The sequence below is a fragment of the Pseudomonas antarctica genome (assembly GCF_001647715.1).
Classification (GTDB): domain Bacteria; phylum Pseudomonadota; class Gammaproteobacteria; order Pseudomonadales; family Pseudomonadaceae; genus Aquipseudomonas; species Aquipseudomonas antarctica_A.
The window spans coordinates 3,773,419-3,797,428 of record NZ_CP015600.1; the positions used below are offsets into that span (position 1 = coordinate 3,773,419).

Genomic DNA, 24,010 nt, shown 5'->3' on the forward strand with positions numbered 1-24,010 from the left:
CACACAGGATCGCCGGGTGGCGTAACAATCACCCGGCACACCACAGGAGTGTCCTATGAACACCAGCCTCTTAAGCCGACTGTTGCTGCTGATACTGCTGCTCAGCCCTGGCGCGTTTGCCGCAGACGACAGCGGCGCCGTGTACTTCACCAACGGGGTGCACAACAGCGAGGGATGTAATCAACAGAACGGCAACTGCATTGCCGAACGCGCGCCCGGCGACCCGTCCGATCCGTTTTTTCCGGCGCAATGGATCAGCGACTGGACGATGTACCGGGTGATGAACAACTACGAGAAAAACCCGCCGCCCTACAGCAATCCACCTTCCACCCTCACGCCTGCGGATTACACTGTTTCCAAGGGCACCAGCTACTACGACACCGCCTACATCCCAGCGGACGGCGACGGCTTCGGCGCGATGATGGAGCACTACGAGAAGTACTGCCTCCCGATCTTCCCGATCAAGAACAACAACTACACCTGCTCGTTCGTGTCCCTAGGCAACAAGGCGTACTTCCTGACGTATCCGCAGGACCGCCCGAAAGACATGCCGGCCTGCTGCATGTTTTCACCGATGAATCATCCGCCACGCCAAAGCTTTATCGAACACCTGCCGTACAGCGCCGCGCGCAGCAAAAACCTCAACGGCAGCGTGCAGGCGTATGCGCTGGACCTGCAATCACCGGCGGGGCCGATCCTGTTCGGGTATGCCTTCAACAAACAACAGTCGGGGTCGCCGCCCTACCGTTTGCCCCAGTCATTCTTCTTTTCGGGGGACGCCAGCGTCGCGAATGCGCCCATCGTGAGCCAGAACTACACGAATTTCCGTATCGCCAGACCCGACCCGAAACAGACCTGGGACCAAGTAGCCGCGATGTGCCCGTCGAACCCGCCGCCTTGCCAGCTGTTCGAACCGCCGGCGTCCCAAAGCAACGGCCACAAGGCGCAGTGGAACCAGCTCATGCAGCGCAAACCCTGACCCACAAGGACGGATCGCCATGAAAACGTTATTCCGTGTGATGTTACTCGGGCTGGTCAGCCTGTCGGCCCAAGCCCGGGAGGCGCCTCAGGCGTCGACGCTGGCCACGCAGCTCAATTGCCAGCCGCCCAGCAGCGCACCCGCCGCCACTGCCCCGCAGGACCAGTTCGATCAATACAGCTGGCAGATGTTTATCGCCTTGAACTGGCCTGCCCAGGACGGGCAACGCGGCACGCCCAACTGCAACAAACAACCGGGCGATGCCGGCTACACGGTGTGGCAGACCTACAAAACCGTCAGCGAAATCTTCCTGCCGGGAGCCGCCAACCCAGGGCCCTGGAACAGCCCGCTGACCGCTCGCAGCCTGGGCATCATCAACATCGCTGCGCTGAAGAACAGCTCACTGGTCAACTCCATCGACCAGGCCGTCGGCGGCTGGTTGATCGACCAGGCGGGCAACCCGACCTACTACGACATCTCGGCCAACCAGGCTTCCTATAACTACATCGTGGGCAACAATTTCTACAACGCCAACGTGGTGTCCAAAGCCAGCAACATCAGCTTCCCCAACGGGGTCATCGAGATCAAATCGAGCTGGCGCATGCTTACGCCCAAGGACAACGCCAGCCATTACCTGACGCAGTTCGCGCGCGTGGCCACCTTCAATAACCAGGGCCAACGCACCGGGGTGACCGAGGCTTACCTCGGGCTGGTGGGCCTGCATATCATCACCAAGGTCAATGGCTACCCGCAGTGGATCTGGTCGACCTTCGAGCAAATCGAAAACGTGCCGCCCAAGGCCAAGGTCAATGGCCAATGGGTCGACCAGCCTGTCGCCGGCACCGCCTATTCCTACTACAACCCGCTCGCGCCTGCTGCGACGCTCAACCAGTCACCGTGCAACTGGCAAACCCAGGGCACGCAACTGGTCTGCGTGCCCAAACCCGGTACTACGTTCCAGACGCCGAACCCACTGAACCGCGTGACACCGATTGCCGATGCCACAGGCTGGGTGAACGCCAATTACCAGGCCAACCCCGGCCTGCAACGCAGCGTATTGAAGTACTACCAGCTCATCACCACCCAGCGCCCATTGATGCCGAACAACCCGAGTAACCCGCTGGGCCAACCGACACCGGCGCTGTCGGCCAACGTGACCATGGAAAGCTACATCCAGCCCAACAGCAGTTGCATGAACTGCCACTCCATGGCGACACCGGTGAAGAGCGCGTTCAAATCCGACTTTTCCTACCTGTTCAAATTCGCCAATCCGCCTGTCACCCCACACGCCACGGACAAGGAATAGACCATGAGCATCCTCAATGGACCACGACTGAATTTCTGGGGCGGCATCCGCACGGACGTGAGTTTGCCGAACAACTCACCGACCATTCCCTTCAACGGCAACCCGAACTGGCCGCTGTTCGACCTGACCACGTCGACCCTCGCGCCAGGTGCGCAGCCGTATACCGATGACCAGTTGAACAACATGATCAACGCGCCGGCCGGCAACTACTACACCGCTGGCGGCTGGAACCACTATGGCCAGCATGTGGTGGACATGCAGAACGCCTTGATCAGTTCCCAAGGTGCGCCGGGCAACATCAGCACCACCGGCGACCAGGTCGGCCAGCCCGTGTACCTGCTGGGCTCGGTGGACCCGGTCACCGGACAAGGCCCGGTGTCCGGCCCGATGATGGTAGACCTCGACCCCAGCGCCTCGACCACCACACAGATATTCGTCGGCGGCCTGCAAATCGGCAGCAGTGACAATATCCAGTTGCTGATCCGCTGCAATGCGGTGTGCAGCAGTTTCGACGTGACCGGCCGTGTGCTCGACCCGGCGAAGATGGACGCGCCGGGCTCGTTCCATGCCAGCGGCACGTTCCAGCTGACCTTCCCGCTGAGCAGCATCGTCAGTTGGAACCAAAACAGCAGCGGCCTCAAGGCGATCATCCAGGCCCCGGGGGCGACCGGCATTGTCCTGCGTTTCGTGATGTTCGAGATGTGCCCGCAGATGACCACCGCGCAACTGGACGCGGATTACGCGGCGGGTAAATACACGCCCAACCCAAGCATCGGCCGCGTGATCGGTACCCTGGCCCCGGCGTTTGCCGGCGAGCCGTCGGGCTGCCAGCCAGGTCGGCAACTGGTCAACCAGGTCACGGGCAATGCCGCCTATGCGGCCCTGGGCAACAATGGCTTGCTGAGCCTCGATATGGTCAACGTCATCCCCAAGCAAACCTTCCGGGCCGTGCGGGACGACATCACCAGCCCTATCGGGCCGAATGCGAACTACGGGCCGGTGACGATTTCCGCTGGCGCGGCCGCGTTGATGACCCTCAACCCAACCACCAGCCCGTTGGTCAATTACTACGTGTACGGCGGCATCGTCGACGTGGCGCTCAATGCCAGCCAGCAGCAAGCCGTTAAGACCACCGCGTTGAACATCACCGCGCCCAACCCGGTGAACGGTCAAAAACTCAACGCGACCGAATCGACCTATCGGGTATACGCCGATCAGCGCAATGTGTACCTGGAGGATTACCCCAATGGCCTGACCATCACGTTACAGGTCAGCTACCTGGGCGGGCCGGTGCCCAACGCCACCAAGGTCAGCCTGGGGGCCAGCGCACCTGGGGTTTATGATCAAAAGCAATACACCGACTTCCTCAACTTTCCGACGTCACTGACCGTCAATGCCGGCCAACAGACGGTGAGTTTTCCGGTCACCCTCAAACCCGGCAGCGCCAGCCAGGCAGGCTTTGTCGCGCTGACCTGCACGGCCAATGGCGTGGACGACGGCGCCTTCTTCACCAACTTGCGCAAATATGCCCAGACCGACTTCGGCATTCCCAAGGGCAGCATCATCACCTGGCAGCAGATGTACCCGAACGTGCTGCGCTTTCACTATCTGGCCTTCCCCGCCATGTCCCGCTACATCCCGCTGAACCAACCCGACGCGATCATGGGCGCGAAGAACGCCATCCTCGCGCGCACTTCGGACGCCTACAAAGGCACCACACTGTTCATGCCGGTGGTGCGTTCGATGTCGCCGGCCCAACGGGCGCTGCTGCGCGCCTATCTCACCGGCAGCCCTTGGCAGCCGCCGCAATAGGAGCAACGCCCATGACCCTGCATATCCCGGCGCAGCCCATAGAAAACCTGCGCCCCAGCACACTGATCGCCGAGAGCCTGCTCAACCCACGCGGTGTGTGCGTGCAAGCCGATGGCAGCCTGCTACTGGCCGAGGCCGGCTCAGGCCTGGCGGACCAGCCGTTCAGCGGCCGCGTCAGTCGGCTACGACCCGACCCGTTGCAGCCCGGTGCCTATCTGCCCAGCGAGACCCTCGCACAAGGCTTTCGCGCCATGAACATGCAGGCGCGCATGCTGCGTGATGAAATCATGGGGTTGTCGGACATTGCCTGCGGCGGCGGCCGTTGCCTGGCCAGCCAGACCGATTATGTCGGCGGCTCCAAACTGCTCGACCTGCAATACAGCCCGCCCGAGCCGGTGTTTCACAGCCGTGGCAATTTGAATGCGCTGTGTTATCACCCGACCCGCAACAGTTGGCTGGCGGTCAAGCCCGATACCAACCAACTGGTGGAGTTTCGCGACGGCCAGGACGAACAGGTGCTGGTGCAATTGCCCGAACTGGACATGGGCCAGGAAGCCGTCCCCGTGACCCTGGTGTATGAACCGCAGACAGACGCGGTGCTGATCAGCCTGTTCTCCGGGGAGCTGCACGGCGACCCGGCGCGCAAGGGCATCGACTTTGCCGACTTCGCAGGCCAAGTGGTCCGAGTGCACCCGGCCAGCGGGCAGATTGAGGTGGTGATACGTGGCCTGCAATTGCCCACGGGCCTGGCGCTGTGCCCGCAGGGCAACCTGCTGGTGCTGGAGCTATGCAACCACCTGCAACAACCCTTGCCGCCGGACTGGAGCGGCGAGCCGCTGCATGGCGGTTTTACTCGATTCAGTGGGCGATTGTTGCGTTGCAACCTGCACACCGGGCCGGTCGAAGTATTGGCGCGCGGGCTGGATACGCCGTCCAACCTGTGTGTGGTGCAAGGCGCGGTGTTAGTGAGCGAAGGCATGGGGCTGGCCGGCCGGCGCATACCCACACCCGACAACACGGTGGTGCCATTGAGTGGCCGGTTACGCCGGGTGCAGCTCTGAACGCCGCCTTATGCAGGCAAGACCGCAGCGTCTAACATCAAAACGGTAGCGGGCCCGGCACGAAAAGAGGGATTGTGCCTGGCCGCTTCCACCATATGAGCGGCCAGATGATGGGCATCCAGTGCGTCCTGGGAAGCCCACGTTTCGATCAGGACAAAACTGTCTTGGTTGCCCGCAACCGGGTGCAAATCATATTGCAGGCAGCCATGCTCGGCCCTGACCTTGGGCGCCAGCCCTTCGAATGCGGCCAACTGCTGCGAACCTTTACCGGGCTGGGTATGGATAATCACGACAAGCCGAACTTCATCTGACATGAAAACACCGTTGCATAGGCTGGATAGGGAACCCGCACAGTACGTGAGCAAAGAGCGGGCGGCAAAAGACGTAACAGGCACTTTTATTTCACAGGGTTTTCACAGTTGAGCGCCTAGGCTTAACCCAGCTCCTAAGTGAACACCTTTTAAGCCCGCGCCCCCATCGTGGGCTTTTCTTTGTCCGGTAAACGGTGGCTTTATGCGCTGCAATCACCTTCGCATCATGAGCCCACTGCACGTGTTTACCGGCGCTGTAGTCGTAGCCGTCAGGCCTGAGCAAATTTTGCTCGCTGGAACACGGTACACGGCGTATTCAAGCATCGCTTGCTGCCAGTCCGCACCCCGCTCGGAGCCTGGCCACTTCTCATGATGGAAGCCGCCACTGCTCCAACCCGGCCCGACCTGATCGTAAGCAACCGCTTACGCTGAGCGCCTTTCGTTACGATTTTGTTGTTTTTTTACGCCTTTCCCGTTCTTTCGCTCGTATCGGTGGTGAAAAAACCAAACGACCAAAAGCAGGCCTGCCAAGCCAAAAATGAACAGCAACAGCTCTATTGCGGGACCTTCGTGTGAAAACATTTTTCGTTCCTCATCCTGAAGTCGCGTGACCCGAAACAGGTCATGCACGAAACTATTCGTAACAATTCATACATTTTCAGGTTAACGGCCAAAACCACCTGTGGCAACCCTGAATTGCGTTGCAACCATTGATCTAGACGGGTTGTTTATCGTAACGATTGAGTTGCAAGGCCCGTCAAAGCGCGCCTGCGGTAACCGAACTGACAGAAAACTGTGCTGGACTACGCTGGGTGCTTTTGGGTTGGACGAAGCCAATACCACGCGCTTCGCCCCTGCTTTCCTCCAGGCAATAAAAAACCGCGATATCGCGGTTTCCAACGCAGCTGCGTAGGGGCGTCATAACCTGTTTGTTTATCGCCGTGCTTACTGGATTGACTACAGGGCGTTCAGTGCCCGAACAAGGAGTTCATCAATGATTCGTCAAGCATTACCCAGCGACGCAAAGGCCATCGCCCAGGTGCACATCAGCAGTTGGCAGCAAGCGTATCGCGACCTGATGCCTGCCGAATACTTGAACGCGTTGGACGCAACGCTGGCTCAGCGTGAATCATCCTGGATTCGCTCGATTGAATCGGCCGAGTCGAACGTATTTGTCGCGGAGCTGAACCAGCAGGTCGTTGGCTGGATATCAGTCGGCGCCAGCCGTGACGAAGATACCGCCGAGGGGAACGCAGGTGAGGTCATGGCCATCTATGTGTTAGCCAGCCATTGGCAAACCGGCGTCGGGCTGGCCTTGTGGAAAGCAGGTTTGCAGTGCTTGATTGAGCAGGGATATCAGCGTTTAACGCTTTGGGTGTTGACCGGTAATGAAAGGGCTATCCGATTTTATCGCAGGGCCGGATGCGTGGAGGAAACAGGCAGTGAGCGTAATCTTCAGCGCGGCGGTGCAGCACTGGTAGAGGTGAGGTATGGGTTGCCCTTTACCCGGTTGAGCTAGGCAAGAAGGGGTGCGTTTTTTGTTATGCGCGCCCTGGTGTGGGTGGCACATCATTGGCAGCAACCCACAGGCCTGAACAGGCCCGCGCAGTCCTTGAAAAATTATTTTATGAACCGGTGCATCCACTTTGATCGTTGGCTCGTAGATTCAATACCCTCACTCGGAGGGCATAAGAGCCAAGGAGATACATCATGCACGCTTTTTACAAAAAACTTGCTGCAGCCGCCTGCTTCTCGATTCTCTCCGTCACCGCAACGCTCAGCTTTGCCGCCGACACCGTGATGGTCGGAGGCGCAGCGATGTACCCCAGCAAAACCATCGTAGAAAACGCGGTCAACTCAAAGGACCACACAACACTCGTTGCGGCAGTCAAGGCCGCCGGACTGGTTGATACGCTCAACAGTAAAGGGCCTTTCACCGTATTCGCACCAACAAACGAAGCCTTTGCCAAGCTGCCGGCAGGTACCGTCGACACGCTGGTCAAGCCTGAACACAAAGCCGACCTGACTAAAATCCTCACCTACCATGTTGTGCCTGGCACTCACACATCGGCACAGCTGATGGCCGACGCCAAAAAGAACGGAGGCACCGTTGTGCTGAAAACCGTTCAAGGCGAGTCGCTGAATATCAAACTGCACGACGGCAAACTGTGGGTAGTCGATGCCAAGGGCGGCAAAGCCGGTATCAGCATCGCAGACGTGATGCAGTCCAACGGCGTGATCCACGTTGTCGACTCGGTCTTGATGCCTTAAACGCTCTTCACACCCGGCAGGCGCAGCGCTTGCCGGATGTTGGGACGTGTATGTCAAGGAAACGGCTCCAGAGGTTCGCAGGCTCTGTACATAGGGCTAAGCCTTCACTCCAGGCCACAAAAAAAGGCGCTACTAAGAGCGCCTTTTTTACCGCCAACTTACTGCAAGCCAACCTGACGCAGCTCGGGCGTAGCTTCGCCACCGATAGCGATTTTTTTCGGTTTGGCTTCTTCAGGAATCACGCGCAGCAAGTCAATGCTCAACAGTCCGTTGTTCATCGAAGCACCGCGAACCTCAATGTGATCCGCCAGACGGAATGACAACCGGAATGCTCGTTGCGCGATGCCCTGGTGCAGATAAGTTACTTCTTTCCCGGTTTCACGCTTGTCGCCAACGACTGTCAAAACCCCCTTCTCGACCTGGATATCCAGATCCGCTTCAGTGAGCCCAGCTACTGCGATGACAATACGGTATTCGTCATCACCATGCTTTTCCACATTATGAGGCGGATAGGTATTCGGAGCCTCGCTGCGAAGCGCCGACTCAAACAGGTCATTGAAACGATCGAAGCCCACAGATTGACGGAACAGCGGGGCCAACGAAAGGGTAGTAGCCATCTCTAAATCTCCTGATTAAATCCAAGTGATTAAGTGCGCGACCCGCATTCGGCGTCGCGTGATAAAAATTTATGTGCGACGGAAAAAATTTCAAGAGGGCAGATAAAAAATTTTACAATGCCTAGGCAAAGCCGTGGTTAACGAGGTTCTCGGCAGGTGGCCCCGCTGATGGCCTCTGAAGCTTTCCATTGACAAAACTGGTCCATTTCGCATCCGCGTACCTGAGGATCAGACGCGTGCGGTCGTGCCAGGGGCCACCCTAGACGATGATCTCGGACGGCCTGCCGTGCAGGTGGTGCAGCAGAAAGGCGCCTGGCGCTTTCCCGGGCAATACCGGAATGGGGACTCACTGAGCGCGAGAACCCCTGCCTGGGCCTCAGTAAGAATAAAGAGACACCCCGCGACTACTATGCCAACGCCACTGTGTGGGATGGCGTATACGGGATGGCACGAAGTAGAGCATGAACTTTAGTACGCGCTTCACAGTATTCAGGGATCCCTCAATACAAACGGCTAGCTCAATAGCGGCGCCACACCTTGGCACGTTCGAAAACGTGGCGCGCATTACTGCGATACCCGGTTGAGGGCTTCATCCGCTTTGTCGGCAGCCTGGGCCGCAGTCGTTGACCGCGATTGCCCAGACCTCGGCCCGGCGCCACCAGCGGCGAGCGATAAATTCCAATGCGCATCTGTCCATCAGGCGATTCCTCCCAGCTTGGTGCGCAGGCGAGTGATCTCGTCGCTCTGCTGCGTCACGCGGTCAGTGAGTTGAGCGACCTGGCTGGTCAGCACTTCGATCTTGCCTTCCATGCGGCCGACAGCGGCGGCCAGGTCGTTCCGCTCTTTCGCGAATTGATCGGCGTGGGCCTCAGCCTCTTTGCGGGCGGCCCACTTTTGGTTCAGCAGCTCGTTTAGGCGCTTCAGCGTGCCAATATCGGCGCTGTCCATCGCGCGGTCAGTCGCATCCTTTGAAAGGAATCTGCGAAGCCAAAGCAGGCCGCCCAGCCAGGTAGCTGTGCCTGGGCCGAGGTCAGTAGGATCCATCCGATACTCCAGAAACGAAAAAGCCCGCGCAGTGGCGGGCCTCAGGAATTGTGATTTATCTAAACTCTGTTTTTACAGCCACTTCTTGACCGATCAATGATCAGGTCACCTTCGACTCTGGACTTGACGACGCCGAACAGAAACGAGTGGTTCACGTCGTACACAACAGCATCCGACAGCCCAACCGCACACGGGTCTTTTTCAATGGCCCGGTCCATGGCTGTCTTCACGTTCGGGAAGCCCAGCGGAAATATGATCACCGGATAGCTATCTTCACCAACGACGCGCTTACCCTTTACGAAATCGCCACCGTTGATGTTGTAGTTCTTGGTACTGACTACCGTCACGTCAGCCACTCGCATGGTGCAGCCAGACACTGCGACCGCACTCAGCAAAATGCTTAGTATTGATTTTTTCATGGTTCCCTCCGCCGTTGAAGGCGGCAATATATCAAGGAGCCATCAAGAAAGCCCGGGCAAATGCCGAGGCTCGTAATGTGGGTAAACCCACCCGTACGGGCGAGAAGTCTATTGCAGTTACCGCATCTGAATTCTTTCAACATCTGCAAATTCTTTTTGCTGAATCGCCCTTTCCTTGGGCAATAAAAAACCCGACGCGATGGCCGGGCTCGTTGACATGAAACTCGTCAGTTATCGGGATGCTCGCTCGCCACTGAATCGGCAGCGTCCACGTCCGACATATCCTCTTCAAGGGAGGGATCATCATTCTGAGGCGGCCGGATCTCGCGCTCATCCCGGCGAGGGTCGTGACCCGCTTCGTTGTCCGTGCCGCGTGTCACTTCCTGCTGCGAAATATTGCCTGGGGCACTCTTATCAATATCCATGCTGCCTCTCCGTTCAAACACTCGGAATATCCGTGCTTAAACATGGTAGTCGGCAGGTTGCAGTGAGTGCCGAACACTGGACGAACGGCGAAAAGCAAAAAGCCCCGTCCTAGGCGGGGCTTAATGAAAACTTTAGTCGTCTGAGGCTTGAGGGACTGGGGCCTCGTCGATGCTAATGCAGTGCTCGATGTCCGTTATTTTCTCCAGCGCAAGCTCGGCCGTTGAATAAGCCCCGAACATTCGGCCCTGATAAAAAACAACCCACGCAAAATGAATATTCACTTTACCAGCCTGCCCTACAACCAACTTCTTGAACCGTTCCGCCAAGTCGTCGACATGCATCTGTGCCATGCCACGCAAAACCATGACGCTCTCCCAGTTTATAGTCGGAAGCTCTATTTTCGACCTTGCACAAACTGAGCGCAATAAAAAGCCCGACATATAAGCCGGGCTTTGCAGTGTGAACCCCTAACGCGCAAGATCGATAGGATGGGTAAACACTCTCTCACTCATTGCAACGGCTTTCTGCTACGCCACACAACTTTCGATTAACCCTTCCGCATCAAGCAGTTCCTGAGCGGCAGTGAGCGCCTCATTCACCTGGTCATCAAGCGTCTTGCGGATCCCTGAACGCCACCGGTACCGGGTCGACTCCGGTTTGCCGTCGTTGTCCCAATTGGTGATGTCGTACCAGGCGGCCGGCAGCACCGCGGCGGAGCGCTTGCCCTCGGCGCCTGCAACCTGCGGAATGGCCCAGGTCAGCACTGCGCATTCCCGGAAACGTTTCGGCGCCGGTGTCTTCACCGAGTTCAGCAATTCCAGGATGGCGCCGTGCTTGCGCTCCTGGTGTGTCGAGTACTTCGCCACAAGTGCTCGCCAGTGCGCCGGAGTGAGCGCCCTGTGCAGGCGACCGAACACCCTGCAGTCCTGGAGGAACGCCGCCTCCTTGCCGACGACCTCACCCTTCTGCTTGGCGCACTGCACCTTCGGCTCGAAGTCACAGCCGCCGGCGGACGTATTGGTCTCGGCCGCGAGCGCCCGAACTGTCCATACGGGTGAATCCCCGAGGGTTGTGTATCGGAACAATGTTTGGCATGATTTCTCTCGCATAAAGCTTTTGAAGAAGCCGACCTCGTACGTCGGCTTTTTTATTGCCTGTAATTCAGCGCAACGGCGTGAACCTCCCTGCCCTGCTCCACGTTTCAGCCCATTCAAAACCCACTGGATAAAACTCCAGCGACTTCAGGTTTCTTACTTCGCAGACCGGTTGCGCCGATACTGGCTACATGGATCGAGGAGCGCGGTTGTCATGTCAGGCGACCGACTGGATGTCTCTTTGGCGCATACACAGCTCGCGAGCCGTAATCTTTCCGCCGGTCAGCTCTTCAGCCTTAAATGCTTTTTCGGCACCCATCGGATGAATCCCGGAAACCCAGTACGAAACCGCGGCCTGGGAGACGTCGAGGGCCAAAGCTGTTTTGGTTTGCCCGCCGAAGAAGTCGACGAGCCTTTCGATAGGGGTCATGAGCGCCCCTCCTGATAAGCCTGCTTATATCCAAAGTAAAAGAAAACTTATTTGCAAGACAATAAGTGAACTTATAAATTTCAGCTCATGAGCACACTCGCCCAACGAATCAAAACCGCACGCACCCACGCCAAGCTGACGCAGAAGGCACTCGCCTTAAAAGTGGGTGTTGAGCAGCCGGTAATCTCCCAGCTGGAGACCGGAAAAAACCTTCAAAGCGCACACCTCCCGAAGATCGCGCACGTGTGCGGTGTGAACGCTATTTGGCTCTCGGAAAACACCGGGCCAATGATTGGTGTGAGCGCCTCAGAACCCAACATCTCAGTTGCCGCCCAGCCCACCAAATCATTCCGCTACCCAGTAATCAGCTGGGTTGCCGCCGGCGCCTGGGCGGAAGCCGTAGAGCCCTACCCGGCCGGATTCTCGGACAGCTACGAGTTCTCCGAGTACGACTCCAAAGGCCCTGCGTTCTGGCTGACTGTCAAAGGTGACTCGATGACGGCGCCCGCCGGCTAAAGCATCACCGAAGGCACGCTGATCCTGGTAGACACAGAGGCAGAGGTCGCACCCGGTAAGCTGGTCGTGGCCAAGCTGCCAGACAGCAATGAAGCCACTTTCAAGAAGCTGGTCAGCGATGGTGGTCGGCTGTTCTTAAAACCGCTGAACCCTAGCCACCCAATTGAGGCGGTAGACGAGAACTGCCGGATCGTGGGCGTAGTTGTGCAGACGCTGCAGAAGTTTTACTGAGTGCTAACCCTGTTGTTACATTCGGTGGTCGAGATTCGTAAATCTGTATTGCAAGGAGTGCGATATGCCAATAGTTGCTGTGCTGAATGATGAGTCGGACCAAGGTGAGATTTTGGGCGCGCTGAAGGCCTATGGCCTTGTGTTAGCTAACTGCTACACGCGCCCCGGCGCCGCGGATCTGACGAAGGAATTGAGAGCCGCGCTGGGCAGTAGATCTGATGAGAATCAATTGGTTTGCCACAACCTACCGCTGGCTATAGAAGGCGACCCCTCGTGGACAAGCGTGCTTGTGCTCCCTCCCCGGTATACCTTTCACTACCGTGAAACGATGGCCTTGGCGGCTCGAGCGCTGAGTGCCGCTGATGAAAGTGACAAGAAGGGAATGTTCTTGTATCACGAACCATAGACGCCAAAATGGGGTTGGCGGAGAAATTCAGGGATAACGAATGACTGCATAGCGTGAGCAAAACTTCTGGAGCAAAGTAGGGGTCGTTGCTTGCTTAGCTTTCCTTATGATGCTCCCCGGCTTCGCGATCCTCATCGAAACTTTTTACCCTGTAACCATGTACTTATGGCCTCAACGAGTTCTGTCTTGCACTCCACTGGCAACCAATGCCCGCCGGATATGTTCGTCACGGTGAGATCTGCGCAGACGCCACGCATTGGATCGCCCAACTGATTACCCTTAATGGTATTCATCTGGTCGTAATCCCCATTTACAAACAGCACGGGTAATGAAAGGCGGCCGCCATTGGGCGCTCGGCGGGCGTACTCGATGTTGGCATCGTCGTTTAGATACCACGCGCACGGAGCGCGGAAACCATGCTCCTCGAAAATCCTCACCAGTGCTGCGAAGTCCGTCTCTGGCCAGAGCGCGGTGTCTGGTAGGGTGGCTGGGGCCCGATGCGCTTTGCCAAACCGCCCACCTTTCCTGGTCACCTCGGCATTTGATGCAACCCTGCCGATGTTAGCAGGGTCGCCTCGCCGGTAGATCGACGCCAGCGATGCTGCTTTGTCCGCATCAAGATCAGCAACTGCGGACGCAAAGTGCGTGTTGTAATAGCGGTAATAATCCCATTGACCGTCTGGATACTGATCCGTTGGGTAGATCGCTCGGTCAACCAGCGGGACGAGCGTAGGCAGCGCATTCGTATAGGGAAAATACGGCACCGAAATCAACACAACGCCGCGGCTCCGATGAGTCTCATGAGCGACTAACTCACCAGCCACAACGCTGCCCCAATCGTGGCCCACCCAGATTGCGGGCATTCCACCGAGATGATCATGAAGTTCTGTCATGTCTGCCACGATGTTCTCAATCGTGTATGCATTGATGGCGGTTGGCGAAGAAGAACCTCCATAGCCGCGCATGTCTGGTGCGACACAGTGCCAGCCTTGGGCAGCGAACGCTTCCATCTGAGCACGCCAAATCAGACCGAGCTCCGGCCAGCCGTGTAGGAGCATCATCAATGGCCCATCGGCAGGTCCCGACTCTAAATAATACGTCGTATGACGGGACGTGCTTAAAAAGCGTGAAGCCAGCGTGGAAGTGGACACAGGATCTCCTTACGCCGCGCCGACTGAAAAACGCGAAGCGGCAACACTATACTGAGCGGTTCACTTCGTGTTTTGTTCCCATCTAGTTGATGCCTTCACGCCACACGGGCGCGGCGCTGAACTGAAGGTCGCCTAAGGTGCTTTTGCATCGCCGCACACGTGCTTTAAATGGACACCATCGCCCTTATGCTGAGGTTGAGAAGGCGACTTCTCCGCCCTTCACATCCCTTCTACAATGGAGCGCCTATGCTTACCTCAACTCCTAGTGAACACCCCTTTTAACCCGCTACTTCCCATCGCGGGCTGTTTTGTTGACCCGCGCACATAAAACAAATCGAAGCGCTCCGCTACCAAACCCACCGCGGCATGCCTTTTTACAACCATTCGCCCATAGCCACCGTCCGTAGAGAACTTCAAACTTTTACTCTAGTCTTAATGGTAGGCGTGCTTTAAACCGTGAGCGCCTGCTGACACCCCATAGAGGTTCACAAAATGAAAATGACACTACCCGCCCTAGCTTTGGGTGTCCTCATTTCGCAAGGAGCGATGGCAGCCGGAGATGGCACAGCCGCTCTTGGAGGCGGCGTTGGTGGTGCACTTGGCAACATCGTAGGCCAACAGCTCGGGGGCTCGACTGGCGCTGCGGTAGGCGCAGGCGTAGGTGGTGCCGCCGGCGGTGCTGTCGGCGCTCAAAGGGGCAACAGAGCTGAAGCTGCATTAGGTGGCGGTATCGGCTCAGCTGGCGGGTCACTTATTGGTAATCGCCTCGGCGGCGCAACTGGCTCGACTATCGGTGCAGGTCTTGGCGGCGCTGCGGGTGGCGCACTAGGAAACAACCTGGCGGATGATGAGAGCAATCATCGGTCGGATGGTAGGACGCACAAAGGCAACAACAAGCATAAACACAAGAACAAGCATCATTAGTTTCTGACGCTGTTACATCGAAGCCCGGCCTAGAGTCGGGCTTCTTCTTCATGCCCTTTCACAGCTCTTTCACAGTCGCCCCCCTGGGATACCCCAGCGCCTAGCTAATACTTTTACGCCCGTCTCTCATCATTGAGGGCTTTGCTTTACCTGTGATTTGACAGGGCTATATGCATCACTCAAATGCTACGTTCGGGCAGGCTGCACGAGCGCTAATAGCCAGCACCCACACTAACAGAATGAAATTTAAGAAAAATTATAGAAACTCAGCAGTGGCACGGTTAATGCCAAATCTATTGGGACAACGCCGACAAAGATCGGCATCTCCACTCCGTGTTACTGAGGCTACAAAAAATGAACGCTATAGACCTTCTTAAAGCCGACCACGAAAAAGTTAAATCCATTCTGACCCAACTAAGTGAGTCCACGGATCGGGCAGTGAAGAAACGCACCGACCTATTGAACAAATTGGAAATGGAAATCTCGATCCACACTCAGTTGGAGGAGCAGATCCTCTATCCCGCCTTCAAAGCAGCCGGTGGGAAAGATGAAGCAGAGATGTACTACGAGGCAAAGGAAGAGCATCGCACCGTCGACTCACTCGTCTTGCCCGACCTCAAAGCTACAGATCCTACAACGCCGGAATTTGCTGGCCGAGTAAAGGTGGTCAAAGAGTTGCTCGAACATCACATTGAGGAAGAAGAAACAGAAATGTTCCCAAAGGCCAAAAAGCTTCTTGGCAAGGCTAAGCTAGATCAACTCGGCGAGCAGATGTTGGAGCTGAAGGCGACTTTGAAAAAGACCTTAGGGGCTTCAAAACTCGCCGCCTAACGGTCCGCCAGCGCAGATACCTTTTGCATGAAATTGCCCGGCCCAGCGCCGGGCTTCTTGTATCTGCCCTACCCTGGCCCGCCCATACATTGCGCAGTACTGCAAAGCAATGCTCCGGCATGCTTCACAAGCCTTCTCCACTCATCACTTGTGATCATGTCGGATCGCTCCATGGCGTCAGCCCGTCTCAGCAATTCGAAATACTTCAACTCTGCGTCCATTCGACCTCCAGCCAGTGCAGAAAGCTCACGCCACGCTGTCAGGTTCAGTCTTCGCTGCGCCTCTTTCATGGGAGCCTCTATCACAGTAATGGGGTGACTTCAGCATAGGCTCGCTGACGAGCATCAAGGCGGACTTTAGACCAATGGTGGCTGGTCTTCGCGCTTAGCATGGACGTATCAGTGCCAACTGGTGCCGGCGGTAGAGTGAATAACCTGGGGCTCATGGCTGACCAACGCGATGTTCAAGCTGGGCGTGACGAAGCGCACTGCCTTGGTGGCTGAGGCTATGAAGCGCCAGATCATTACGCCGGTGTGCTTCGTGCTGGCGGCGCTGATCGCCATGCACTCGATGCTTAGCGACGACACGTTGCGTCGTGATCGCCGGGCGCCGGAAAGGCGAATGGCTCAGGTGCGGATGGTGCGCAGGACGGAATATTCTGAGCTGGCGGCTTGACTGAAGTTGTCGCGATTGCATGTCCCAGGCTGCCCAGTCAACTGGCACTCCAGAGCACCAAGTCCATAATCAACCTGGCCACAAGCCCAGCTTAAAAACCGGGATTCGAGAACTGGATATACGTACTAAAGCTTGCAAGAACCACCCAGAAAATCACAAAAAGCCACGGGGTTCTCATAGAAAACTGAAGGGACTTTATATACCCCTTTTGACTGGACTCCGCTTCGCTGAAAAGGGGCGAATCATCATAGTTAAGCCCCATTGCAGGCTCACTACGCAAGAGATTGCTTTGCTTGAAATGCCAGTGATCAATGATTGCGTAAGCAGCTCGAATCCCTGGCCATGCATTCAGCGAGCTCACAACCCCGAGTAACGCCAACAGTAATGGCACAACCAACGTGAAGATCTTGCCCCATTCCGGGTTGAGGTTGGCCATGGAGGATGCAAACGCAATCACCAAAAACGATTGCGCCGCTAGATTCGCATTTGTTCGATTCGATAGCAGAGTGATTTCGTACTGAATTTCTCGGCGATAGAAGTCGAGACGATCTTTAGGAGCGCCGAATACTAACGACTCGGCTGGAAGAGACTCATGCGTACTGGTCTTATCGGTAATGATCTTAGACACAGTCGCTCACCAAATATGGCTGAATTAATTTAGAGGCCTATAGACGTCGGTAGTTCATTGCATCCAAAAACCATCCCTAACCTCTACCCCTCAGCACTCACCCCGCACCCATCGGCAACCAGCGGGAGGCACGAGTGTTGACGAGTACAGGTTAACAGTCCGCCACCTTGGAGGAGACCATGAACGTACAAGCGCTTGCACAAACTGAATTCGATAACCGCCTGCCGCCTCCGGTGAGCGAGTCGGCCCTGGAGATTGCGCGCCAGGAGTGGATCTATAACGCGGTGGAAACGCTGGTTGATCGGCGCAGCAACGTGCAGTTCAAGCGCCGTCTACAGGCACCGCAGGGAGTGACATTCAAAACCTTCGCCACCGAGGTCGAGCACGATGAAAGGGATCTTCGACAGGTACGAACGCGACGTTGTCCCAAAAAAGGGAGCGCGGCCCCAGAAGGACAACCTGGCCGAACTTAAACAGCTTCGGCCCACATTCGACGGGGCTCCCATCGACTCGATAGCCCCGGCCAACATTGCAGGCTATCGCGATGCACGCTCAGCAAAAGTCAGGGCGACTAGGGAAATCGCCCTGCTTTCTCACGTTTTCAACATGGCGCGGGAATGGGGGCTTACCGAGCGGGAGAACCCTTGCCAAGGCATCAGGAAGAACAAAGAAACGCCACGCGACTTCTACGCAAACGCGGTGGTGTGGGATGCGGTCTATGGAATGGCAGAGCCTGAGCTCAAGGAAGCGATGGATCTTGGCTATTTGACCGGGCAGCGGCCCGCTGACGTGATAATCATGCGGAGCGACGATACCGAGGGCGACTACTTCCTGGTGACGCAGGGCAAGACTGGGCTGACGCTCAGAATCTTAATGCGCACTGACGCCCGGGAAAACAGCCTGGGTCGACTTATAAGGGAGATTTCAGAAAGGAATGCACATCACTCTTCCAAGTACCTATTGATCAACAAGCATGGAAAGAGAATGACGAAGGGCGTGTTGCGCTTGCGCTGGGACAAGGCAAGGGAGAAGGCGCAGCAGAAAGCAATCGAACAGGGTGACCCATTGCTGGCTGCGAAGATTGGCGGGTTTCAATTCCGTGATATCCGCCCTAAAGCGGCGTCGGAAATCGTCGACATTGGCGATGCGAGCTTGCTGCTCGGCCATAGTAAACAGGAGATCACAAAGCGGCCTTACCGGAGGATTGGCGCGACCGCCAAGCCCTCCAAATAGGCAAAGTTTCGGACCCCCTACCCGAAAGTTTCGGAACTCCTAGTGTTAGCCCAACTTCGCCGACCAAACCCCAGAAACGCAAAAGCCCCGCTTTCGCGAGGCTTTCGTGTAAATCTTGGCGGGAAACCAGGGATTCGAACCCTGGAGACGCTATTAACGTCCGCCGGTTTTCAAGACCGGTGCATTCAACCACTCTGCCAATTTCCCTTTTGCATCACAGGATTATAGTAGCCCATCCCGTGTCAGCGGGCGCCATAATACCCGAATGAAACACACTGTCAAACTCTTGCCATGGCTTGTTACAGAGCGTCTGTTATGATCCTTGCGACTGAATGTTTCAAAACTGAAGGAGTGTCGCCATGCGCGAACAGAATTACGCAGTGAATGGTAACGCGCAGGCTGAGCAGCTTGAAGTCAGCCGCGTGTTGCGCAACACCTACGGCTTGCTCGCCCTTACCCTCGCATTCAGCGGCTTAATGGCGTATGTAGCGCAGCAAATGCACGTTGGCTACCCGAATATCTTTGTCGTGTTGATCGGCTTCTACGGCCTGTTCTTCCTGACCAACAAGCTGCGCGATTCGGCCTGGGGCCTGGTGTCGGCGTTTGCCTTGACCGGTTTCATGGGCTTTATCCTCGGCCCGATCCTTAACCGTTACCTCGGCATGGCCGGCGGTGCGGAAGTGGTCAGCTCGGCGTTTGCCATGACAGCCCTGGTGTTTGGTGGCCTGTCGGCCTACGTGCTGATCAGCCGCAAGGACATGAGCTTCCTGGGTGGCTTCATTACTGCAGGCTTCTTCGTGTTGCTGGCAGCAGTGGTCGCCGGGATGTTCTTCCAGATCAGCGGTCTGCAGTTGGCGATCAGCGCCGGTTTCGTGCTGTTCTCCTCCGTGTGCATCCTGTTCCAGACCAGCGCCATCATCCACGGCGGTGAGCGTAACTACATCATGGCGACCGTCAGCCTGTATGTGTCGATCTACAACCTGTTCATCAGCCTGTTGCAGATCTTCGGCATCATGAGCCGTGATGACTGATTGCTAGCGGCATAAAAAAGGCCCCGCATCGAAAGATGCGGGGCCTTTTTGTTTTTAACGCTTCAGTACCGGTTAGGTTCCATTTCCAGGTCAACCTTGAAGCGTTCAGCAATGTCCTGCTGGATACGCAGCGCCAGGTTGGCAATGTCGTGCCCTGTGGCGGCACCATAGTTGACCAACACCAGCGCCTGCATCTTATGCACGCCCGCATCGCCGTCACGAAAGCCCTTCCAGCCAGCCTTGTCGATCAGCCAGCCGGCAGCGAGCTTCATCTGCCCATCGGCCTGCGGGTACGCCACCAGGTCCGGATACAGCGCCTGCAACTCTGTGGCCAACGTTTGGGATACCAACGGGTTCTTGAAGAAGCTGCCCGCATTGCCCAGCTCTGCCGGGTCCGGCAGTTTTTCGCGGCGGATGCTGCAGATAGCGCGGCTCACGTCACTGGGCGTTGCCTCGGTGATGCCCTGCCCGGCCAGGCGCTGCTGCACCGGGCCGTAGTCGAGTTTCAAGTGACTGGTACGGCTCAAGGCAAAGCGCACACGCAGGATCAGCCAGCGCCCTGACTCGTGCTTGAACAGACTGTCGCGGTAGGCAAAGTTGCACTCTTGCAGGCTGAAATCCCGCAACTCGCCGGTTTGGCGATCCAAAGCGGTCAGGCCGGCAAAGACGTCCTTGATCTCCACACCGTAGGCGCCGATGTTCTGCATCGGCGCAGCACCGACGGTGCCCGGGATCAGGCTGAGGTTTTCCAGGCCGCAGAAACCGTGTTCCAGGGTCCAGAGAACAAACGGATGCCAGGCTTCGCCCGCTTCGGCCTCGACCACCACGTGCACACCATCATCTTGCAGCACGCGAATGCCCTGGCTTGCCATGCGCAGCACCAACGCCGGGATATCCTGGGTCAACAACAAGTTGCTGCCACCACCAATCACCAACAGCGGCAACGCCTGTGCGGCAGCATAGGCCAACGCGTCACGCACATCGGCGTCGCTGTGGGCCTCGGCAAACAACTGGGCGCGCACGTCAATGCCGAAACTGTTGAATGGCTTGAGCGATACCTGCGCAAGCACTTGCAAGGTCATAACCGCCCCTTCAATTCGATCACCAATAAATCACAGGCTCGCTCGATCAGGTCCAGAACCCGCTCAAAGCCTTGTTCGCCTTCGTAGTAAGGGTCTGGCACTTCGTCCACCTCGGCGTCATACCGGCGCAGGAACAAATCCAGCTCCGCCTTGCCTGGCCCGGGGTGCAGCGCCTTGAGATTGCGCAGGTTGCTGTGGTCCATGGCCAGGATCAGGTCATAGCGCGCAAAGTCAGCGCGGGAAACCTGCTGGGCACGCTGAGCGGACAAGTCGTAGCCCCGCTCCAGTGCCGCGCGCTGGCTACGCTTGTCCGGCGGGTTACCGACATGCCATTCACCCGTTCCGGCCGACGCCACCTCAACCTGGTCTGCCAACCCCGCCTCGCGCAATTTGTGGCGCAGGACGCCCTCAGCGGTGGGCGAACGGCAGATATTGCCCAGGCAGACGAACAAGACCTCCATCAGGCCCCCAGCAGGCGACGAACGCGCTCAAGGTCTTCCGGGGTGTCGACACCGGCAGGTGGCGCTTCGAGGGCGTCTCCCACATGAATGCGCACGCCATGCCACAGGGCACGCAGTTGTTCCAGGGACTCGGTGTTTTCCAGCCAGCACGGGCCCCAGCTGACGAAGTCATGCAGGAAACCGGCGCGATAGGCATAGATGCCGATATGGCGGCGATACGGCACGCCTTCCGGCAATACGTCAGGGTTCCTGGCGAAGGCGTCTCGCGCCCAAGGCAGTATCGAGCGGCTGAATGTCAGCGCAAGGCCGTTGATGTCGCTGACCACCTTCACCACGTTCGGGTTGAACAGGGTGTCGATGTCTTCGATGGGCTCGGCCAGGGTCGCCATGCGCGCCTCGCCATGGGCAGCCAGGTTCGCGGCGACCTGATCGATCACGCTCGGCGGGATCAAGGGCTCGTCACCTTGCACATTGACCACGATCGCATCGGCGGCCAGACCGAGTTGCGTGGCGACTTCGGCCAGACGGTCAGTGCCGGAGTTATGGTCTTCGCGGGTTAATACCGCTTCGGCGCCGAAACCTTTGCAGGCCTCAATGATGCGCGGGTCATCGGTGGCGACCACTACCCGTTCGGCGCTGCTTTTACAGGCCTGTTCCCATACCAGCTGGATCATCGGCTTGTTGCCGATCAATTGCAGGGGTTTGCCCGGCAGGCGCGTCGATGCGTAGCGTGAAGGAATGACGACGGTAAAGGCTGTGGTCATTTATCCAGGCGCTCATCGGTGGTCAGGGTGCGGGCTTCGCTTTCGAGCATTACCGGGATGCCATCACGGATCGGGTAAGCCAGGCCAGCACCCTTGCTGATCAGCTCGGTTTTGTCGGCGCTGAGCTTGAGCGGGCCTTTGCAGATCGGGCAAGCGAGGATGTCGAGCAGTTTGGTGTCCATGAGTATTTCCTGGAAGAAGCGATTTAAGGCAAGAGTCGGGCGGGCAGCAGGCGCATCAATTGCGTGTCGAACCAGGCCACAAACGCAGGTGACGGCACCGCATCCACCGCAAGGTACCACCAGTCGGGCTGGGCGAAGGCGCGGCACTTCACCGCGTCTTTTTCGGTCATGACCAGCGGTAACGACGGCGTAAAATTCAGGACCTCTGCGCTGTAGGGCGCATGGTCGGCAAACGCATGGGGTATCGGCTGCCAGTGTAGCGTTTCGAGGGTATTGAAGAAACGTTGCGGGTTACCAATACCGGCAACCGCATGAACCTGCTGGCCAACCGGAAAATGATCGACCGGGCGGCGCTCGCCGGTGTTCAAGTTGATCAACGCCGTCGGTAACAGACGAAAGGCAAAACCATCCTGACGGTCGGAGCCTGCACCGTTGTACAGCAGCGCATCGACGCTGTGCAGACGCTCCACTGGTTCACGCAACGGCCCGGCAGGCAGGCAACGGCGGTTACCCAGGCCACGGACGGCGTCGATCAGCACCAACTCCAGGTCGCGAGCCAGGCGGTAGTGCTGCAGGCCGTCGTCGGAGAGAATCAGGTCAAGGTGCTCGCTGGCCAGCAGCGCTTTCACCGCGCGACTTCGGTCAGGATCGATCATCAGCGGTACACCGCAGCGCTGCACGATCAGCAGCGGTTCATCGCCGGCCACCGCTGCGCTGTGGCTGGCCTCGACCCGCCAGGGCAACTGTGGCGGCTTTGCACCGTAACCGCGACTGACCACGCCGACACGCAAGCCACTGCGCTGACAGTGCTCGATCAGCCACAGGATCAACGGCGTCTTGCCCGTGCCACCTACGGTGATATTACCCACCACCACCACGGGCACCGGTGATTGATAGATCTCACCCTCACCCGCCAGGAAGCGCGCGCGCTTGCGCTGCACCACGCGGCGATACAACGACTCCAGCGGCCGCAGCAGCGTGAGTGCCGGATGCCCTTCGTACCAGGCCTTGAGCAAACGATCGGAAATGGCCATCAGGGTTGGGTCGCCGCCTCGACGGTGGTCATGCGCAGATGGCTGAAACCCAGCTTGCCCGCAGCGTCCATCGCCGTGATCACGGCTTGGTGCTGGGTTTTACCGTCCGCACTGATCGAGAGCGGCATTTTAGTGTCGCCCCCGGACTCTTTCTGCAGGGCGTCCATCAGGCTGGCGAGGTCGTTTTTCTCGAGCAATTGGTTATTCACCGAAAACACGCCGTCGGCACTGATGGCGATGTCCAGTTGCTTGGTTTCCTGGTCTTCGGCCGGGGAGCCGCTCACGGCTTCCGGCAAGTCGACACGCAGCTGGGTTTCCCGGGTGAACGTGGTGGTGACAACAAAAAACAGCAGCAGGATAAAAACGACGTCAATCAGCGACGCCAGGTTGATATCAACATTCTCCCGTTGCTTGCGGCGAAATTTCACGCTCGGCCCTCGACGAAATCGACATCACGATCGCCCTGCACCACTTCGACCAGCTTAATGGCTTCCTGCTCCATACCGACCACCAGCTCATCGATGCGACGTTGCAGGAAACGGTGGAAAAATACCGAAGGGATGCCGACCATCAGGCCCGCAGCCGTGGTAATCAACGCCTTGGAGATACCGCCCGCCAGCACGGCGGCGTTAGTGGTCATGCCCGACCCCATGAACGAGCTGAAAATATCGATCATGCCCAGCACCGTACCCAACAGGCCGAGCAACGGTGCCATGGCCGCAATGGTGCCAAGCGCATTGATATAGCGCTCCATTTCATGGATGACCCGGGCAGCGGCCTCCTCGATGCACTCTTTCATGATCTCTCGACCATGCTTGGAGTTGGCGAGGCCGGCAGCAAGGATTTCACCTAAAGGCGAGTTGGCCCGTAACTCCTTGAGCTTTTCTTTATCCAACTGCTTGTTCTTGATCCAGCCCCAGACTTGCCCCAGCAGATGCTCAGGCGTTATTCGGCTGGCGCGCAGGGTCCACAGGCGTTCGGCAACGATGCCAAGTGCGGCGATGGAGCTCATGATAATCGGCAACATCATCCAGCCGCCGGATTTGACCAATTCCCACACAGTGAATGTCCCCTCGAAAAAGTGCGCCACT

Annotated in this window: 29 protein-coding genes, 1 tRNA gene and 4 pseudogenes; 14 read left to right on the plus strand and 20 right to left on the minus strand. The window is 57.6% G+C overall.

Features of this window, described 5'->3' with window-relative positions; genetic code table 11:
- Positions 1-55: 55 nt before the first annotated feature.
- Genes A7J50_RS16820 through A7J50_RS16835 form a run of 4 tightly spaced genes read left to right on the plus strand, consistent with a single transcriptional unit; the run spans position 56 to position 5,158 of the window.
- Entirely contained in the window at positions 56-979 is a 924-nt protein-coding gene (locus A7J50_RS16820) for a hypothetical protein (RefSeq protein ID WP_064452841.1), read from the plus strand.
- Positions 980-998: 19 nt separating this feature from the next.
- Positions 999-2,285: a hypothetical protein gene (locus tag A7J50_RS16825; RefSeq protein ID WP_064452842.1), complete on the plus strand. Its 1,287-nt coding sequence runs from the start codon at positions 999-1,001 to the stop codon at positions 2,283-2,285.
- Positions 2,286-2,288: 3 nt separating this feature from the next.
- Complete coding sequence (locus tag A7J50_RS16830; RefSeq protein WP_064452843.1) at positions 2,289-4,097, plus strand: hypothetical protein; 1,809 nt, start codon at positions 2,289-2,291, stop codon at positions 4,095-4,097.
- A gap of 11 nt (positions 4,098-4,108) precedes the next feature.
- Complete coding sequence (locus A7J50_RS16835) at positions 4,109-5,158, plus strand: hypothetical protein (RefSeq protein ID WP_064452844.1); 1,050 nt, start codon at positions 4,109-4,111, stop codon at positions 5,156-5,158.
- An 8-nt stretch (positions 5,159-5,166) separates the two neighbouring features.
- Here A7J50_RS16835 and A7J50_RS30795 read toward each other — a convergent pair whose 3' ends face one another.
- The gene (locus tag A7J50_RS30795; protein WP_082895910.1) at positions 5,167-5,472 is read right to left on the minus strand and encodes a putative quinol monooxygenase; all 306 of its coding nucleotides are present in this window, start codon (positions 5,470-5,472) and stop codon (positions 5,167-5,169) included.
- A 991-nt stretch (positions 5,473-6,463) separates the two neighbouring features.
- Here A7J50_RS30795 and A7J50_RS16845 point away from each other — a divergent pair.
- Together A7J50_RS16845 and A7J50_RS16850 are read left to right on the plus strand one after the other, a co-directional pair.
- The gene (locus A7J50_RS16845) at positions 6,464-6,988 is read left to right on the plus strand and encodes a GNAT family N-acetyltransferase (protein WP_064452846.1); all 525 of its coding nucleotides are present in this window, start codon (positions 6,464-6,466) and stop codon (positions 6,986-6,988) included.
- A gap of 191 nt (positions 6,989-7,179) precedes the next feature.
- Positions 7,180-7,740 carry a fasciclin domain-containing protein gene (locus A7J50_RS16850; protein WP_064452847.1) on the plus strand — a complete coding sequence of 187 codons (561 nt, stop codon included), beginning with the start codon at positions 7,180-7,182 and terminating at the stop codon, positions 7,738-7,740.
- Positions 7,741-7,898: 158 nt separating this feature from the next.
- Here A7J50_RS16850 and A7J50_RS16855 read toward each other — a convergent pair whose 3' ends face one another.
- From A7J50_RS16855 to A7J50_RS16885, 9 genes and pseudogenes are all read right to left on the minus strand, one after another.
- Positions 7,899-8,357 (minus strand): Hsp20 family protein, encoded by a 459-nt coding sequence (locus A7J50_RS16855; protein ID WP_064452848.1) that lies wholly within the window; start codon positions 8,355-8,357, stop codon positions 7,899-7,901.
- Between the two features lie 121 nt (positions 8,358-8,478).
- Positions 8,479-8,694 (minus strand): annotated as a pseudogene (locus A7J50_RS31960) (hypothetical protein); the annotation flags it as partial.
- A gap of 359 nt (positions 8,695-9,053) precedes the next feature.
- Positions 9,054-9,401, minus strand: a complete 348-nt coding sequence (locus tag A7J50_RS16860; RefSeq protein WP_064452849.1) for a hypothetical protein — start codon at positions 9,399-9,401, stop codon at positions 9,054-9,056.
- 59 nt (positions 9,402-9,460) lie between these two features.
- Positions 9,461-9,820: a hypothetical protein gene (locus tag A7J50_RS16865; RefSeq protein ID WP_064452850.1), complete on the minus strand. Its 360-nt coding sequence runs from the start codon at positions 9,818-9,820 to the stop codon at positions 9,461-9,463.
- Entirely contained in the window at positions 9,817-9,963 is a 147-nt protein-coding gene (locus tag A7J50_RS30800) for a Com family DNA-binding transcriptional regulator (RefSeq protein WP_082895911.1), read from the minus strand. The genes A7J50_RS16865 and A7J50_RS30800 overlap by 4 nt, the downstream gene beginning before the upstream one ends.
- Positions 9,964-10,047: 84 nt before the next feature.
- Positions 10,048-10,245 (minus strand): hypothetical protein, encoded by a 198-nt coding sequence (locus A7J50_RS16870; protein WP_064452851.1) that lies wholly within the window; start codon positions 10,243-10,245, stop codon positions 10,048-10,050.
- Between the two features lie 132 nt (positions 10,246-10,377).
- Complete coding sequence (locus A7J50_RS16875; protein ID WP_064452852.1) at positions 10,378-10,611, minus strand: hypothetical protein; 234 nt, start codon at positions 10,609-10,611, stop codon at positions 10,378-10,380.
- Between the two features lie 162 nt (positions 10,612-10,773).
- Entirely contained in the window at positions 10,774-11,331 is a 558-nt protein-coding gene (locus A7J50_RS16880; RefSeq protein ID WP_064454957.1) for a hypothetical protein, read from the minus strand.
- A gap of 226 nt (positions 11,332-11,557) precedes the next feature.
- Entirely contained in the window at positions 11,558-11,770 is a 213-nt protein-coding gene (locus A7J50_RS16885) for a transcriptional regulator (RefSeq protein WP_064452853.1), read from the minus strand.
- A gap of 87 nt (positions 11,771-11,857) precedes the next feature.
- Between A7J50_RS16885 and A7J50_RS16890 the strand changes: the two are divergent.
- Positions 11,858-12,517, plus strand: a pseudogene (locus A7J50_RS16890) (LexA family protein).
- 64 nt (positions 12,518-12,581) lie between these two features.
- Positions 12,582-12,923 carry a hypothetical protein gene (locus tag A7J50_RS16895; RefSeq protein ID WP_064452854.1) on the plus strand — a complete coding sequence of 114 codons (342 nt, stop codon included), beginning with the start codon at positions 12,582-12,584 and terminating at the stop codon, positions 12,921-12,923.
- A 131-nt stretch (positions 12,924-13,054) separates the two neighbouring features.
- Here the strand turns inward: A7J50_RS16895 and A7J50_RS16900 are convergent, their stop codons facing one another.
- Positions 13,055-14,074: an alpha/beta hydrolase gene (locus A7J50_RS16900; RefSeq protein WP_064452855.1), complete on the minus strand. Its 1,020-nt coding sequence runs from the start codon at positions 14,072-14,074 to the stop codon at positions 13,055-13,057.
- A gap of 492 nt (positions 14,075-14,566) precedes the next feature.
- Here A7J50_RS16900 and A7J50_RS31970 point away from each other — a divergent pair, with 492 nt between their 5' ends.
- From A7J50_RS31970 to A7J50_RS16920, 3 genes and pseudogenes are all read left to right on the plus strand, one after another.
- Complete coding sequence (locus tag A7J50_RS31970) at positions 14,567-14,998, plus strand: hypothetical protein (protein WP_082895912.1); 432 nt, start codon at positions 14,567-14,569, stop codon at positions 14,996-14,998.
- A gap of 354 nt (positions 14,999-15,352) precedes the next feature.
- Positions 15,353-15,829 carry a hemerythrin domain-containing protein gene (locus tag A7J50_RS16910; protein WP_064452857.1) on the plus strand — a complete coding sequence of 159 codons (477 nt, stop codon included), beginning with the start codon at positions 15,353-15,355 and terminating at the stop codon, positions 15,827-15,829.
- Positions 15,830-16,276: 447 nt separating this feature from the next.
- Positions 16,277-16,504: pseudogene (locus tag A7J50_RS16920) on the plus strand (helix-turn-helix transcriptional regulator); the annotation flags it as partial.
- A 91-nt stretch (positions 16,505-16,595) separates the two neighbouring features.
- On the opposite strand, the gene A7J50_RS16925 reads toward A7J50_RS16920, so the two are convergent.
- Positions 16,596-17,123, minus strand: coding sequence for a hypothetical protein (locus tag A7J50_RS16925; RefSeq protein ID WP_420492098.1), 528 nt, complete (start codon positions 17,121-17,123; stop codon positions 16,596-16,598).
- Between the two features lie 188 nt (positions 17,124-17,311).
- Here A7J50_RS16925 and A7J50_RS31405 point away from each other — a divergent pair, with 188 nt between their 5' ends.
- On the plus strand, positions 17,312-17,605 hold the full coding sequence (locus A7J50_RS31405; RefSeq protein ID WP_156526287.1) for a hypothetical protein: 294 nt from the start codon (positions 17,312-17,314) through the stop codon (positions 17,603-17,605).
- Positions 17,511-18,365, plus strand: a pseudogene (locus A7J50_RS16930) (tyrosine-type recombinase/integrase); the annotation flags it as partial. The gene A7J50_RS31405 and the pseudogene A7J50_RS16930, both read left to right, overlap by 95 nt.
- A gap of 116 nt (positions 18,366-18,481) precedes the next feature.
- Here the strand turns inward: A7J50_RS16930 and A7J50_RS16935 are convergent.
- Positions 18,482-18,572 (minus strand) — tRNA-Ser (locus A7J50_RS16935).
- A gap of 152 nt (positions 18,573-18,724) precedes the next feature.
- Here A7J50_RS16935 and A7J50_RS16940 point away from each other — a divergent pair.
- Entirely contained in the window at positions 18,725-19,396 is a 672-nt protein-coding gene (locus tag A7J50_RS16940) for a Bax inhibitor-1/YccA family protein (RefSeq protein WP_064452861.1), read from the plus strand.
- A 62-nt stretch (positions 19,397-19,458) separates the two neighbouring features.
- On the opposite strand, the gene murB is transcribed toward A7J50_RS16940, so the two are convergent.
- From murB to A7J50_RS16975, 7 genes are read right to left on the minus strand one after another with little or no spacing between them, the layout of a single operon-like run.
- Positions 19,459-20,478 carry a UDP-N-acetylmuramate dehydrogenase gene (gene murB / locus A7J50_RS16945; RefSeq protein ID WP_064452862.1) on the minus strand — a complete coding sequence of 340 codons (1,020 nt, stop codon included), beginning with the start codon at positions 20,476-20,478 and terminating at the stop codon, positions 19,459-19,461.
- Positions 20,475-20,939, minus strand: coding sequence for a low molecular weight protein-tyrosine-phosphatase (locus tag A7J50_RS16950; protein WP_064452863.1), 465 nt, complete (start codon positions 20,937-20,939; stop codon positions 20,475-20,477). Before A7J50_RS16950 ends, murB begins: the two co-directional genes overlap by 4 nt.
- Positions 20,939-21,703 (minus strand): 3-deoxy-manno-octulosonate cytidylyltransferase, encoded by a 765-nt coding sequence (gene kdsB / locus A7J50_RS16955; protein ID WP_064452864.1) that lies wholly within the window; start codon positions 21,701-21,703, stop codon positions 20,939-20,941. Before kdsB ends, A7J50_RS16950 begins: the two co-directional genes overlap by 1 nt.
- Positions 21,700-21,885, minus strand: a complete 186-nt coding sequence (locus tag A7J50_RS16960) for a Trm112 family protein (RefSeq protein ID WP_003174668.1) — start codon at positions 21,883-21,885, stop codon at positions 21,700-21,702. The genes kdsB and A7J50_RS16960 overlap by 4 nt, the downstream gene beginning before the upstream one ends.
- Positions 21,886-21,908: 23 nt before the next feature.
- On the minus strand, positions 21,909-22,919 hold the full coding sequence (gene lpxK, locus A7J50_RS16965; protein ID WP_064452865.1) for a tetraacyldisaccharide 4'-kinase: 1,011 nt from the start codon (positions 22,917-22,919) through the stop codon (positions 21,909-21,911).
- Positions 22,919-23,347 carry an ExbD/TolR family protein gene (locus A7J50_RS16970; RefSeq protein ID WP_064452866.1) on the minus strand — a complete coding sequence of 143 codons (429 nt, stop codon included), beginning with the start codon at positions 23,345-23,347 and terminating at the stop codon, positions 22,919-22,921. The genes lpxK and A7J50_RS16970 overlap by 1 nt, the downstream gene beginning before the upstream one ends.
- Positions 23,344-23,979 carry a MotA/TolQ/ExbB proton channel family protein gene (locus tag A7J50_RS16975; RefSeq protein WP_064452867.1) on the minus strand — a complete coding sequence of 212 codons (636 nt, stop codon included), beginning with the start codon at positions 23,977-23,979 and terminating at the stop codon, positions 23,344-23,346. Before A7J50_RS16975 ends, A7J50_RS16970 begins: the two co-directional genes overlap by 4 nt.
- Positions 23,980-24,010: the final 31 nt, after the last annotated feature.